Source organism: Dyadobacter sp. CY323 (genome assembly GCF_021390245.1).
Classification (GTDB): domain Bacteria; phylum Bacteroidota; class Bacteroidia; order Cytophagales; family Spirosomataceae; genus Dyadobacter.
The window spans coordinates 385,147-399,375 of sequence record NZ_JAJUXH010000005.1; the positions used below are offsets into that span (position 1 = coordinate 385,147).

At 42.1% G+C, this 14,229-nt stretch carries 14 protein-coding genes; 10 read left to right on the forward strand and 4 right to left on the reverse strand.

Annotation, left to right across the window (positions count from 1 at the left end; genetic code table 11):
* Positions 1 to 227: 227 nt before the first annotated feature.
* Positions 228 to 1,655, reverse strand: a complete 1,428-nt coding sequence (gene tilS / locus LZG72_RS12320; protein ID WP_233872262.1) for a tRNA lysidine(34) synthetase TilS — start codon at positions 1,653 to 1,655, stop codon at positions 228 to 230.
* Between the two features lie 27 nt (positions 1,656 to 1,682).
* Between tilS and LZG72_RS12325 the strand changes: the two genes are divergently transcribed.
* The 10 genes from LZG72_RS12325 (at position 1,683) to LZG72_RS12370 (ending at position 11,302) form a co-directional block, all read left to right on the forward strand.
* A complete protein-coding gene (locus LZG72_RS12325; RefSeq protein WP_233872265.1) occupies positions 1,683 to 3,296 on the forward strand; it encodes an OstA-like protein in 1,614 nt (537 codons plus the stop codon).
* Between the two features lie 175 nt (positions 3,297 to 3,471).
* Positions 3,472 to 4,092 (forward strand): T9SS type A sorting domain-containing protein, encoded by a 621-nt coding sequence (locus tag LZG72_RS12330; RefSeq protein WP_233872268.1) that lies wholly within the window; start codon positions 3,472 to 3,474, stop codon positions 4,090 to 4,092.
* A 75-nt stretch (positions 4,093 to 4,167) separates the two neighbouring features.
* On the forward strand, positions 4,168 to 5,091 hold the full coding sequence (locus tag LZG72_RS12335; protein WP_233872270.1) for an outer membrane protein assembly factor BamD: 924 nt from the start codon (positions 4,168 to 4,170) through the stop codon (positions 5,089 to 5,091).
* Positions 5,092 to 5,138: 47 nt separating this feature from the next.
* Positions 5,139 to 5,450, forward strand: a complete 312-nt coding sequence (locus LZG72_RS12340; RefSeq protein ID WP_167268283.1) for a DNA-directed RNA polymerase subunit omega — start codon at positions 5,139 to 5,141, stop codon at positions 5,448 to 5,450.
* 134 nt (positions 5,451 to 5,584) lie between these two features.
* Positions 5,585 to 6,793 (forward strand): bifunctional phosphopantothenoylcysteine decarboxylase/phosphopantothenate--cysteine ligase CoaBC, encoded by a 1,209-nt coding sequence (gene coaBC / locus LZG72_RS12345; RefSeq protein WP_233872273.1) that lies wholly within the window; start codon positions 5,585 to 5,587, stop codon positions 6,791 to 6,793.
* Positions 6,790 to 7,698: a DUF4835 family protein gene (locus LZG72_RS12350; protein WP_233872276.1), complete on the forward strand. Its 909-nt coding sequence runs from the start codon at positions 6,790 to 6,792 to the stop codon at positions 7,696 to 7,698. The genes coaBC and LZG72_RS12350 overlap by 4 nt, the downstream gene beginning before the upstream one ends.
* A 382-nt stretch (positions 7,699 to 8,080) precedes the next feature.
* On the forward strand, positions 8,081 to 9,748 hold the full coding sequence (gene recN, locus LZG72_RS12355) for a DNA repair protein RecN (RefSeq protein WP_233872279.1): 1,668 nt from the start codon (positions 8,081 to 8,083) through the stop codon (positions 9,746 to 9,748).
* Between the two features lie 30 nt (positions 9,749 to 9,778).
* Positions 9,779 to 10,216 carry a viral A-type inclusion protein gene (locus tag LZG72_RS12360; RefSeq protein WP_233872282.1) on the forward strand — a complete coding sequence of 146 codons (438 nt, stop codon included), beginning with the start codon at positions 9,779 to 9,781 and terminating at the stop codon, positions 10,214 to 10,216.
* Between the two features lie 2 nt (positions 10,217 to 10,218).
* On the forward strand, positions 10,219 to 10,881 hold the full coding sequence (locus LZG72_RS12365) for an SCO family protein (RefSeq protein WP_233872285.1): 663 nt from the start codon (positions 10,219 to 10,221) through the stop codon (positions 10,879 to 10,881).
* The gene (locus LZG72_RS12370; protein WP_233872288.1) at positions 10,865 to 11,302 is read left to right on the forward strand and encodes a cytochrome c; all 438 of its coding nucleotides are present in this window, start codon (positions 10,865 to 10,867) and stop codon (positions 11,300 to 11,302) included. The genes LZG72_RS12365 and LZG72_RS12370 overlap by 17 nt, the downstream gene beginning before the upstream one ends.
* Here the strand turns inward: LZG72_RS12370 and lptC are convergent.
* Genes lptC through LZG72_RS12385 form a run of 3 tightly spaced genes read right to left on the reverse strand, consistent with a single transcriptional unit; the run spans position 11,250 to position 13,871 of the window.
* Positions 11,250 to 11,858, reverse strand: a complete 609-nt coding sequence (gene lptC, locus LZG72_RS12375) for an LPS export ABC transporter periplasmic protein LptC (protein ID WP_233872291.1) — start codon at positions 11,856 to 11,858, stop codon at positions 11,250 to 11,252. The genes LZG72_RS12370 and lptC overlap by 53 nt on opposite strands.
* An 11-nt stretch (positions 11,859 to 11,869) precedes the next feature.
* Entirely contained in the window at positions 11,870 to 13,165 is a 1,296-nt protein-coding gene (locus LZG72_RS12380; protein WP_233872294.1) for a hypothetical protein, read from the reverse strand.
* A complete protein-coding gene (locus LZG72_RS12385) occupies positions 13,149 to 13,871 on the reverse strand; it encodes a type III pantothenate kinase (protein ID WP_233872298.1) in 723 nt (240 codons plus the stop codon). The genes LZG72_RS12380 and LZG72_RS12385 overlap by 17 nt, the downstream gene beginning before the upstream one ends.
* Positions 13,872 to 14,229: the final 358 nt, after the last annotated feature.

Genomic DNA, 14,229 nt, shown 5'->3' on the forward strand with positions numbered 1-14,229 from the left:
GACAAATTATTTCAGGCGTCTTATTGAGCAGTTTTATGTCGTCTCGCGTTAACAGATAACTTCCGGAGGCGAGTTAGACACACCTGACGAACGGTGGTAAAAGCAGCAATAACCGCTTTAGTTCTGAACAATTAGTACATACCCTTTTATCAGTTCAAGATGATTCTGCAACAGATGAAGATGAGAAAAAAAAGACTAAAACTGTGTGTTTACTGTACGTGAAAAGTTCAACCCCTCTCGCTTAAAATCAATGTAAACTCTAAAAAGTCTACCGTGTCCTCGTCAATGCGGTAGCGTTCGTCCAATCGCAGGCCCAGTACCCAGATTATCTCTTGATTTCCATTCAGAAGGATCAACGTATTTCTTTTTGTGAATAGGTCCATTTTGAGATCGGCAAAAAAGTCGCTGAGCTTTTTTCTCTTACCGTTCATGCCAAAGGGCTGGAAAACGTCGCCAGTCTCCCACTTTCGGATTGTTAAGGGGAATTTTAGCTTTTTGGGGTCTACAATGACGGTATTTTTGTCGTTACAGGTCCATGGGTTCGAATTTCTTTCTTTTTGCGAAAGGCGTAGGGATTGGCCGCCCAAATGAAATTCACCCTCCAATGCATTTATTGATACACTTGAATATTCTTTACATTCATTTTTTTTCGTAACAATCAAGTACTCTCTGTCAATCAACAAAATATGTGAATTTGACAAGAACTGTCTTCCGGAAATGCCCGGTATGTTCGCGATGATTTGTGCCGACTGTTGATAGGAGTAACCATATTCATCCAACAAATACCAAAGCCGATAAACAGGCTGACTTTCAGTCAATAGCAAAAAAATATTGATCCGAATTTGATCATTTTTCTTCGTGACTATTGTTGCCGCCCATTCATGCAGCATTTCCTTAAGCAAGTGATCCGCACTTAGCAGCTTTTCAGCAGAATGTCCATGTGTTTTTTCAAGTGAAGGATTAAGCTGCTTTAAAATCGGAACGACTTTATGCCTGATCAGATTTCTTTTATAATCATCCGAATCATTCGACCGGTCCTCACGCCAAAGCAACCCGTTTTCCTGAGCGTACGACAAAATCTCTTCTTTCGTAGCGAGTAACAGCGGACGCAGAATGTGATTATAAATTCCTGAAATGCCATGCAAACCCGACAAGCCAGTACCTCGAACAAGATTAAGCAGCGTTGTTTCCAGTGAATCGTTTGCGTGATGGGCGGTGGCGATATATTTGTAATTGTGTTCTATTCGAAGCTCTTCAAACCACGGGTAGCGAAGCTCCCTGGCGGCCATTTGGGTGGAAATGCCTTTTTCTTTGGTGAGGGATTTGGGATTGAAATGCTTACTGAAAAACGGGAATCCATAACTCTCGGCAAGCTTACGGACAAAGACCTCATCGCCTTCCGACTCCTCCCCTCTCAAACCGAAATTACAATGTGCCACACCCGCCGGAAAATCGGCCTTGCCGAACAGATCGAGCATTACGATAGAGTCCACTCCCCCACTCACAGTAAGCAAACAGGGTTGTTTTTTGAGATCCAGCTTATGTTGGTTAATAAAAGTTAAAAAAGAATCCAAAATGAACCTGAAAAACGTAATTGATGTAATTTTGGCAGATACAATTCCCATTTCTTTTACCGATCCCGCGAGTTGTATCATTTCAAAGGTAAAAGAATGATTAGCAACATGAAGAAAAAAAATTACAGTGATCCCTGCAACGCTTTTAAACTTTTGAACGTCATCATTATCAAACGGAATATATTTCAACTTACGTTCTTTGCCTTACTGATTTTGTCACCTTATCTGTTCGCACAGAAGGTTTTAACTCAGCCTCAGCAAGCTAATCAAAGCGAGGATCTTGTGGAGATTTTGAAGTCTGATGAACTGGAAATAATTAATGAAAACGGAGTGGATTCCAGACGGGTTACCAATGGTGTTTTCAAGCACAAAGGTGCATTGTTATACAGCAAATTAGCGATCCAGAATATCAACACCAATGTGATTGAGGCATTTGGGAATGTAAAAATCGTCCAGGGTGATACTGTTACGGTTACGGGCGATACTCTTTTTTACTTTGGTAACACTCGTCTTGCCATTGTTAGCGGAAGAAAAACGGTTCTTAAAGACCAGAAACGGACATTGACGACGCGCAAAATCGAATACGACATGGCTAACGGGTTGGCCAATTACAAGGTTCCCGGAAGGACAGTAGACGAGGAAAATGTACTGACCAGCAAAGAAGGAATTTATAATACGTCGACAAAAGAATTTACCTATTATAAAAACGTGAAATTGGTCAATAAAAAATACACGTTGACAACGGATACCCTCCTTTATAATTCGCTTACTAAATGGTCTTACTTTACCGGCGCGACTAAAATCGTGAACAAAGACGGGACTGTTGTCGGAACAAGAGGTCAGTATAATACGGAATCCGCGCAATCATCTTTTCACAAAAGAACAACGGTTGACAATGAAACGTATACCCTTACCGCAGACTCGTTGGTTGTGGATGGAAAAACGAATAATGGTCAGGGAAAAGGGAATGTGGTGATTGTCGCTAAAAAAGATAAAACGGTACTGAATGGCGACGAAGGATATTACTGGAAGTCTCAGGGTTTTTCCAAAATATTCGGGCACGCCTACGTCCGCAATGTGGTTTCAGAAGACACACTATACATCCGGGCAGATACACTTTATTCGTACGAAAATGCCCGGGATAGCACACGCAAGTTGATCGGACATAAAAATGTGTTCATCTACAAGTCTGATTTTCAAGGTAAATGTGATTCCATTACCTACAACACGGCGGACTCCATTATCCGATTTTTTCGTCAACCCATTCTATGGAGTGACCAGCATTATCAGATGGAAGCTGACTCAATTACCGCATTTCTCGTGAATAACGAGATTAACCGGATGCTGTTAAAAGGTAAATCGTTTGTGATCACAGAGGATACACTGGTCAGGCAGTTTAATCAGGTAAAAGGTCGGGTGATCAATGCTTATTTTGAAACCGGAAACAAGTTAAAACAGGTCCTGGTGGATGGAAACGGCGAAAGTGCTTACTATGCGATCGACGATAAGGATAAAAATATCGGATTAAACCGGGTTGAATGTGGAAGGATGAACCTCCAATTTGTCAATAACCAAGTACAAAAAATTTCGTTTGTCGGGAAACCGGATGGGAAATTGATCCCTCCGTCCAAGATCAAGCCGACAGAACGACAGTTGGATGGTTTTAACTGGCGAATAAAAGAAAAGCCAACCAAGGAAAAGACGACGTGGGCTGAGCTATAATTTTTTTCCAAAAATCAGTAAAAAAGTTTTTTAACGGCATGGTTTTTTATGATTAAAAATAAACATCTCCGTTCGCACAATATATTTTGAATATACAATTATTTCTCTATATTTTTGTAGCGTACTTTTTAACTAAATCACCTAAATATTAGTCAAAAGTATCTGATTATCAGCTATGAAAAGAACTATACTTTGCTTATTAATACTTACCGCATTCTTCCTGGGACACCGGGAAATCAATGCTCAAAACGTCTCCGGCGGGAGCCGACTGAACATAGCCGGCAAAAAGAAACCGGCGACATCTGAAAATATAAAGTTTACGACGTTTGCTTCCGGTCTAAGTTACAAACCTCTGTCTCTGCAAAATCCCAACGCACTTAATAAATTCTATACTTCCTTTTTGTTTTCAAGTCCGGGATCGGCAGAAAGTAACAATATACTGGCAGCTGAAATTGTAGAGAAAAATGCTGAAAGAAGATCCCCATCCCTGGAAGCGCACATTAAGGCGGAAGAACTTCTTTACGTGAGCGATAAAATCTCTGTTTCAAACATTTACCCAAATCCGGCCAGCGAATATGCTGAGATTGACTTTACGATCTCTCCGGGTCTACGCGACGCAAAGCTGATTTTTTATAATGTTCTTGGATCCGAAATGGGAGCTTTTACATTAGGCAAAAACGACAGAAAACTTCGGGTGAATACGAAAGACATGCCGACAGGGCTTTACTTCTACCAGTTATCGGTCGATGGCAAAAAAGTAGCAACCAAAAAGATGCTTGTCCGCCATCAGCAATAGACAGATTTTTGACACTATATCAGCTACGTATTCGTTATGAATGCTGTAGCTTTTTTTATTACCTTTGCAGCCAATATGCGAAAAAACAGTCGAGCAAGCTATTTATTGCTAATTATTGCAGTTCTAATCATTACGTCCTGCAGTAAATTCTCAAAATTACAGAAGACGGGGACGGATCAGGAGAAGTATGATGCCGCGATGGCCTATTACAAAAAGGGTGATTTTTATCGCTCAGGTCTGTTGTTTGAGGAATTGATTCCCTTGCTGAAAGGTAGTACTGAGTCGGAACTTGCGCAGTTTTACTATGCGTACACCCAGTATCATCAGAGTCAATACAATACCAGTCAGTTCCTGTTCAAGAAATTCTTCGATACGTATGCAAGAAGCGATTATGCTCAGGAAGCATTTTACATGCATGCATTTTCGCTTTACAAAGACTCGTCGCCTTATAACCTGGATCAGACAAGTACGTTTACAGCGATTTCGGCGATGCAGGATTTCATTAATACATATCCTGAAAGCCCGTTTCGTGAAGAGTGTACCAAATACATTCTGGAACTGAGATCAAAGCTGGAAAAGAAGGCGTACGAACGCGCAAGACTTTATCACAAAATCAGCGATTTTAACCCAATGTCTTTGAAGTCGGCGGTGATATCCATTGAGAATTTTCGCAAAGATTTCCCTGACTCTCAATACAATGAGGAACTGGCATTTTTGAAAGTCGAGTCTCAATATAACCTGGCGTCAAACAGCTTCATTGATAAACAAAAGGAACGTTTTCAGGATGTTTTGAAGTTCTATCAGGAATTGATCGACAAATATCCCACAGGAAAATATAACCGTGATGCCGAGAAAATGTTCGACGAAAGTCAAAAACAGATTCAAGTTATCGCGAAGCTGGAAGAGGAAAAGCAAAAGCTGAAAGATGCCCAACCTGACCCAACTACCAAACCAACGAAAGTAACAACTCCCGCAATTGCAGAACCAAAAGGACAATAAGTTGCGGCCTTTATAATGTTTCAGAATTTTAAACTATAACAAAAAGCATGGCAACGAATCCATCGATCATTACCCGGGACACGGATAAAATAGCCGACGTTACCGGTAACTTATATGAGTCCGTATCTGTCATCTCAAAGAGAGCACGCCAGATTTCAAGCAAAATGAAAGAAGAGCTTAACAATAAGCTGGCTGAATTTGCTTCTGGTGTCGACAATCTTGAAGAAGTTTTTGAAAACAGAGAGCAGATTGAAATCTCCAAATTTTACGAGCGGATGCCAAAAGCAGGCAGCATTTCAATCGACGAATTCATCGAGGGAAAAACATATCACGCATACCGCGAAACTGACGAGGAATAGTCAGTAAGCAAGCAAAAAAACCAGCCATTAAGATATTATGGCTGGTTTTTTTATTTACACCCCCATCGTAAAGACCTTCGTATAGGTTATCTCAGTAACTTTATCAGGTAGTACTAACTTTCTATTCTTTTAAATTGAGTCTCAAAGGCAAAAAAATCCTGGTAGGCGTTTCCGGAAGCATTGCTGCTTACAAATCAGCATTGCTCGTCAGGCTGCTCGTCAAAGCTGATGCATGGGTGAGAGTTGTAATGACCGATTCTGCAAAGGAATTCATTACGCCTTTGACTTTGGGAGTGCTTTCTAAAAATCCGGTTTTAAGTACGTTCACTGATCCTGAAACCGGAATGTGGAACAACCATGTCGATCTCGGACTTTGGGCGGACTTGATGATTGTCGCACCGGCAACTGCAAAAACCTTATCAAAATGCGCGACGGGGAACTGCGACGACTTGCTCACAGCAGTTTACTTGTCTGCAAGATGTCCCGTATTTTTTGCCCCGGCCATGGACGTGGATATGTTCCTGCATCCATCTACCAAACAAAACATGGTGATCCTGTCAAGTTATGGGAATCACTTCATCGCGCCTGATCATGGCGAGTTGGCGAGTGGGCTGGTGGGTGACGGCCGTCTTGCTGAACCGGAAAAAATTATAGAGGAAATCGCTTCCTACTTTTCATTGAACGCGCTTGCACGCGGAAAGCGGGTTTTAATCACCGCCGGACCAACGGTGGAAGCGATTGACCCTGTCCGTTTTATCAGTAACCGCTCATCTGGAAAAATGGGATATAGCCTGGCAGAGGCATTTGCTTCCGCAGGAGCAGAAGTAACTTTGGTGAGTGGCCCTACAAATTTGAAGGTATTAAACAAAAATATTACCTGCATTTCCATTGAGAGCGCCGAGCAAATGCTAAAAGCCACCAGCGAGAATTTTGATAACCAGGATGTTATCATATTTTCAGCAGCGGTTGCAGATTACACTCCCAAAAATGTCGCTCCCCAGAAAATTAAGAAACAAGGCCCGGAAATGACTCTGGAACTTTCCAAGACGAGTGATATCGCCGGGGTTTTGGGGTCATCGAAACAACCCGGGCAGATCGTGATCGGCTTTGCGCTGGAAACTGAAAACGAGACCGAGAATGCGGTTGACAAACTTATTCGCAAAAACCTGGATTACATTATATTGAATTCATTGAATGACGCCGGTGCCGGGTTTGCACACGATACCAACAAAATTACCGTTATTGACAAGGAGAAAAAGGTGCAGCATTTCGATCTTAAATCCAAGGACCAAGTTGCCCAAGATATCCTGAATATCGTTTTAGCTAAATGGAGCGAAGCATGAAAAAGTTTTTTGCATTCCTGTTTGTTTTGAGTTTCTCAGGTGAATTACTTGCTCAGGAGTTTCAGTTCACGGTTAACCTGAATTATGAACAGCTCGTAGCACAGCAAAAAACGGATCCGCAGTCGATGAATCAGCTGCAAACGTATATGAATGATTTTCTTAACAATACGCGCTGGACAAACGACCAGTTTAACAAGGAAGAAAAGATCAAATGCAAGTTAAATGTAAACCTGACGCGTTCGCTGGCCCAGGGAAATTATGAAGGAAACGCACAACTTGTCGTGTCGAGGCCGGTTTTCAACTCAAATTATGAGACGGTTTTATTTACATACATCGATAAAAATTTTACATTCACTTACCTTCCAAACACGCAGCTGTATTTCAACGAGAACAGCTACACCGAGGAACTTCCTTACATTCTAGCATTTTATGCGAATGTCGCACTTATTTTGGATTACGATTCCTTTAGCAAAATGGGAGGTGCACCTTATGTTCAAAAAGCATTTAATCTTGTAAACCAGGCGCGTAATTCTTCACCAAACAAACGCGGCTGGGATTCCAATGGAGATTCGAGAAACCGCTACTGGCTGGTAGAGAACCTCATGAGCCAGCAATTTACTCCGTTCAGAGAAGGTCTTTATTCTTATTATCGACAAGGATTGGATGTGGCGACACAAAATCCGGTAGAAACCCGTACCAAAGTTTTGCAGTTTTTGAACACTATGAGAGATGTCAACCAGTTGCGACCGGCGAGTGTTGTCATCAACTCTTTTTTGGACGCCAAATCCGACGAGCTTTATAGAATTCTTATCGAGGCGCAACCCGAGCAGCGTTCTCAGGCTTATAACATTTTGGTAAGTCTTGATCCCTCAAAAACGCAATTGTACCAACGTCTTTCACTTTAAGCATTCCTTTATTCAAAAATTATCGATGAGTAAAAGGTTAATTCGTATTGCAGGGTCAAAGCTCTTACCGGAGTTAGAAAAACTACGTTCTCGTGAGGTGAGTGCAGTCCTCGAAAATGGCAATACGTATTCTGGAAGACTAGTATCCTATGATCAGGCCGGTTTGATATTAAAAGATTCCCGCGACCATTCTCATGATCTGGCTTTTACCGAGCTCTACGAACTGATATACGATGCGGCCCAACCAAATTAATTAATCATTTACCGCGGCGGTTATATTTTAGTTTGTTGATATCATAGCTATCTTCGTAACGGAGACAAACTCATATTTTCTTCTCAAAGCACGATTGCATGCTCCGGTAATTCGTCGCTTAAATTAGATATGCTTTCTAATTTACTGATTAAAAATTACGCGCTCATCAAGCAACTGGAAATGTCCCCGGATCCAGGATTGAACATCATCACTGGCGAAACCGGTGCCGGGAAATCCATTATGCTCGGAGCAATCGGCTTGTTGCTAGGTAATCGGGCAGATGTGAAAGCATTGTACGATGCCGCTGAAAAATGTGTAATCGAAGGAAGTTTCGACCTCACTGGTTATGACCTGTCGAGCAACTTTGAAGAAGAAAATCTGGACTTTTCCAATGAGTGTATCATACGAAGAGAGATCTCAGTTGCCGGCAAATCCCGTGCGTTCATTAATGACACCCCGGTCAATCTGGATACTCTTAAAAAAATCGGCAGCCAATTATTAGACATTCATTCGCAGCACGACTCCATTATGCTCGGCAATAACGAGTTTCAATTGCAGGTTGTGGATTCATTTGCTGATAATAGTGAAATACTTAAATCCTACTCCGCTGATTTCCAATCATATCGGTCTGCGGCTCGTTTTCTCGACGACTTGAAAAAGCGGGAGCAACAACTGCGCAAGGAATTCGACTATGACCAGTTTCTGTTTCAGGAATTAAGTAATGCGGACCTTCGGTCCGGAGAAATGGAAAAACTGGAACAGGAGCTTATAATCCTGGAAAATGCTGTCGAGATTAAAGAAAAACTGCAAGTTGCATACGCATATCTGGAAAATCCCGAAAGCTCGGTACTAGACATGCTGAAAAGCACAGTGAGCGCCTTGTCGCAAGCTTCTCGCCTTGTGCCGGATTATGAAGCGCTACGCGAACGCGCGCAAAGTTCTTTGATCGAATTACGCGACCTGGCGGATGAAATCGACCAATCGAATGCAACGGTGGATATCGACAGCAATAGAACCGATGTTGTTCAGGAGCGCCTTGATCTTATTTATACTTTGTTAAAAAAGCATAAGCTTTCCTCCGTTGACGAGCTTCTTGAACTTCAACAGGAATTGCAAGATAAGTTGAGCATAGTTCTCAATCTGGATGAAGAACTTAACAAGGCAGAGAAAAACGCCGTCGTGACGAAGGACCGAATGCTGAAAACGGCCGGAAATTTATCTGCGAAGCGTCACAAGGTTATGAAACCGATCGAGAAGCTTATTCTGGAACGGCTTGTTGAACTTGGAATTCCGAATGCGACATTCTCCATTCAAATTACCGAAACTGCCCCTACCCCAGCTGGTATAGACACCATTTCTTTTTTATTCAGCGGGAATAAAGGCATTGCGCCGCAAGAACTTAAACAGGTTGCTTCCGGTGGCGAGTTTTCGCGACTAATGATGGTGATCAAATATATTCTGGCGGATAAAAGAAAGCTTCCTACTATTATTTTTGACGAGATTGATACTGGAGTATCCGGTGAAATCGCAAAAAAAATGGGCAAAATGATGCTGAATATGGCTTTGAGCCATCAGATTATCGCTATTACGCACCTTCATCAGATCGCAAGCAGTGGCGGTGCCCATTACTTTGTTTACAAGGATCATTCTTCCAGCAGAACCGTCAGCAAAATTAGGAAACTAACCGTTGACGAGCGTGTACAAGAAATCGCACAAATGATCGGAGGTCATAATCCGTCCGAATCCGTATTAACAAACGCCCGTGAAATGGTATCAAAGTCCGGGCATACCCTCTAAATAACTACTCACTTAAATAACTAAAATGACATGAAGCGAATTATACAGGCACTTGCTCTTTGTATCATCCTGACAGCATGTGGTAAGGATGCACAAAAAGATAAGGTGACAACTTTGGAGGCCGAGGTCATGACCATACACGACGAGGTAATGCCTCAAATGGAGGACATTATGACGCTGAAATCACAACTTTCGAAAAAAATCCAGAGTATTGACAGTATGCAGAATGTTGGCATTAGCAGCAACACATTAGCCGAGCAGCGCATTAAGGCTGTCGACATTAATCAAAGATTGAATGACTCTGATAAGTTGATGATGGACTGGATGCATGGTTACCAGGGTGACTCCGCCAAAAAACTGCAGCCTGCGGAGGCAGTCGCCTATTTTGAAAAGGAAAGAGAGAAAATTCTTCTTGTCAAACAAACTACGGTCAAATCTATTCAGGAGGCTAAAACATTTCTAGAATAATCATGAAATTCAATTTGAGCGCCCGTTTTCTTTATCTCACCCTGGTTTCCGGTGCATTAACCGGATTGATTGGTTGTGGCAATTCGGATAGTAAACTTCCCATTCTAGGAGAACGGGATTGGGTTAAGAAAACGGTAGACGGCAAGGAGGTTGTCGACACCATTTATAATACGATTCCAGCCTTTGCATTTATTAGTCAAAACGGGGACACTATTACTGAAAAAGCCGTGGAAGGGAAAATATATGTAACAGACTTTTTCTTTACAACCTGCCCGACCATTTGTCCCGTCATGAAAAGGCAAATGACGAAAGTTTACAATGCATACAAAGGAAACCCAGAGCTATTGATACTCTCCCACTCCATTGATCCTGAACATGATACCCCGCAAGTTCTGAATAAATATGCTCAGGATTTGGGAGTTAATGGGGATCAATGGCTTTTTCTGACCGGACAAAAAGAGAAAATTTACGAGATCGGTCAAAAAAGCTACATGGCAACTGCGAAAGAAGACAAATCCGCAGAAGGTGGATATATCCATAGTGGAGCATTTATTTTGGTTGACAAAGACCGACACGTTCGCGGAATGTACGATGGTACCACCGAAGAAGGCACTGAAAAATTGATTTCAGATATCCAAAAATTGTTAAGTGAATATAAAAATTAGCCTATACTTACTCAGTTTGCTGACGTTGCTTGTTTCTTGTCAAACCAGCGAAGAATTAAAGAGCGAGCAATATTTCGTGGAAGGCTATCAATTGTATACTGCTAACTGTGCGAATTGCCACCAAGCCGAGGGAGGCGGGATGGCTAACCTATACCCTCCTGTCGACGGGTCGGCGATCTTATCGGATAAAGCGATGATCGCCTGTATTATCAGGAATGGGATGAAAGACACGATCATGGTGAACGGCAAAACGTTCAGCCGGCCGATGCCGCCCAATCCAAAACTTACCGAGATCGAAATTGCTGAGATTGTCAGCTTTGTGACTATGAAATGGGGCAAGGACAGCGTTTATACGCGAATTGAAACAGTTAAGGAGGCGTTGACAGCTTGTAAAGAGTATCCGCAGGGGGCGGGGCTGTAAACTTATAAACTCCTGTCGCTTTTCTAAATTTGATTCTCGTAAAATCCTGCTCTGCATCCATTCCGATCGCATTGGTAATCTCCGAGGTTCTTTTATTTATGACTGAAAGTGGTTTCTCTGTGAACACTTTACGCGTTCTCGGACTCCAGTTTAATTCTGAAGTAGTGAGCAGTTCATTCGTCTCAGATTTTACAACCCGGACATTTCCCTTTACAATATATACATCTGCATTCTGATCATACCTCCCGGAATCTGAACGCAATCTTGTGACCACTGTCCCAAGCGTGTCAAAAAAGCTGATATTAATCGTATCCGGAAAAACTTTCGTTTCATTCTGAAACCTCAGCGACTTTGGTGTCCGCATAAGTACCTTGATTTTACCCTGCTCGCTGTATTTGACCTCTACATCGTTTACAATTTCCAATGGGCCGGTATATACTGCGCCGATTTTGTTCTTTTTCCCCTCACATGAAAGAAATATAATGCCGAGGAGCATAATGCAAAAAGGAGATAAAAATTTATCTCCTTTTAAAACAGGTATAATGGAAAATTTCAAAAACATACCGTTTAATCGATTTTCTGTTTTACAAACCATCTTTCAAGCAATGTTATTCCCAAGACGGCGCGTCCGTAACGCTCCCGGATCAATCCGGCGCCGGTATTGCCGCGCTGCCCGGCGATGAGAGCGAGCGAAATGAAGTTTTGATACCCTCTGCCCATCGGGAATGTAAATCCTAAACTGACATTGGTATCTTTTACATCCGTTCCGTTAATGGAGTACGGCGTGTTACCATGACTAAAACCAACCCGATAACGTACCAGATTAAAGTAGTTCAGAGAAGTAAACCGAGGTAAATATTCCGCGCCAACATGAATACGGCCGACATCTTTAAGGTTATCATTTGAATTTGTAAAGCTTCTGTATTTAGACCAGGACTGGTAACTGTAATCTGCTGAAAGTACCAGTTTAAATGGCCATTCCAAACTTGCACCTACCTGATATTGCTGAGGTATCGTTAGTCCGCCACCAAGCTCATTTTCAAGGGTATCTGGATTCATTACCGGAAATGATTCCTGGGTAAGCTCGAAGGATCTTGTTTGACTTGAATTCAGATTGGAGCTGAAACTATAGGTACCTCCCAGGTTCAAATTCAATTTATTTTCCTTTTTGATAGGAATCCTGCCGGCAACACCTGCACGAAAAGAAAAATCGGAATAAGTTGTCCGTTCATTCAAGGTCACCACATAGTCACCTACTTGACCCGACCCCAATGTAACTTCGGACGCCTTTCTCACATTCCCGAAAAAATAGCTGGTTTCAAGACCTAAGCTGATATATTTAGTCAGTTGAACAGAATTGGTTAACGAAGCCTTGTTAATCCCACCTTTGCCCGAAGTGTAATATTGGGCTGATGCAGGAGTACCCGGAACCGCTCTGGACGAGGTATTCTCATAGTCAATAAAACTATAAGGTTTCAGATTAACGCCGATGGCCCATTTTGGACTTACCGGAAATGACAGGGAAACGTACGCAAGATTACCTCCCGCATTATTTTGATTCTTGCTACCAGCCACAATATTCTTGTACTGTCCGATCAGGCCAACATCCAGCGTCGTGAAACGGTTTCGCACCCAAAGTGCAGGGTTCAAATTATTAACCTGAAATCCACTTCCGTAGCTGACCCCGGATTGTCCCATACCCGCCTGGTCTGAGTAGGCATCTCCATAAAACTCTCCCATTCCCAGGGAAGAATACGGAGAATTTCCCAAGCCCTGCGCTTTCAGATTTTGTGTAAGACTTGTACAACTCCACCCGAGGGTAATTGCAAATGTGAGAGTTACTATTTTACCGTAAAGAGACATTATATGTTAAAATTCTGTTCAATCCAATTAAAACCAGTTCTGGAACCGCAAAGATGGGTGGTTTCAGGCTGTTTTCAAAAAAAGCCGCGTCGCCACCACATAATACTACGCGCAAACTTGGTGATTTGTGTCGGTATCGCTCAATTATTCCTTCCATTTCTGCAAGGATCCCATTCATCACACCACTCTGCATCGCTTTTCTGGTGCTTTTCCCAATAAATTCAGGATTTATTTCCGGTTCAACGAGCGGAAGCCTTTTAGTGAACGAATGCATTGCATTGAATCGCATCTTCATTCCGGGGGAAATTAACCCGCCCTGAAATACCGCCTGCGCATCAATCAGATCATACGTAATGCAAGTCCCCATATCAATCACCACAAGATCTTCGTCTGGAAAAAGAAAGTTTGCACCCGCGGAGGCAGCAATGCGGTCCGCTCCCAAGGTTTCAGGTGTATCGTAATTTTTTGTGATTGGTAAAAGAGTGTCGGCTGACAGGTTGTAAATTTTAACCGGAAGATTCAGTGCTTCTTTAAATTCGTCAACGGTATGACGTACGGAGGAATACAGCATGTTTTCCGGAATTTCCACTCTGATCATTTCGATCACTTCCTCAAAACTAAGCCTCGTCGTATAGCGTATGAGTTTTTCACTTTCGAAGTATCCAACTTTGAAAAAGGTATTTCCCGAATCGACCACAATGTTCATAATAGTGCAAAAATCTGATATTTCGGTCACAAAAACTAGCTTGCCTTTAATTTAGTATTGCTATTATAAGCTACACACTATCAACACCTTATAATATCAAATAAGCAACTTTGTTTACCATTTGAAGCGTGGAAAGGATTTTAAGAGGAAAAATTTGGAATTGATATTCAGAATTTTTACCTTCGTCGAGCTAAGTCCAGTATCGACTTATAAATCCAAAATCCATCTCGCGGTAACTCTCTATCCCAACGTTATCGGGTTTTAAAATTTCTTGCCGATTTATTGTCAATACTTCCAGTGTATCACATTGCAAACTTTTCAGAGTTGATCTATCAAAGTTTATCCGTTAGTAAGGTCA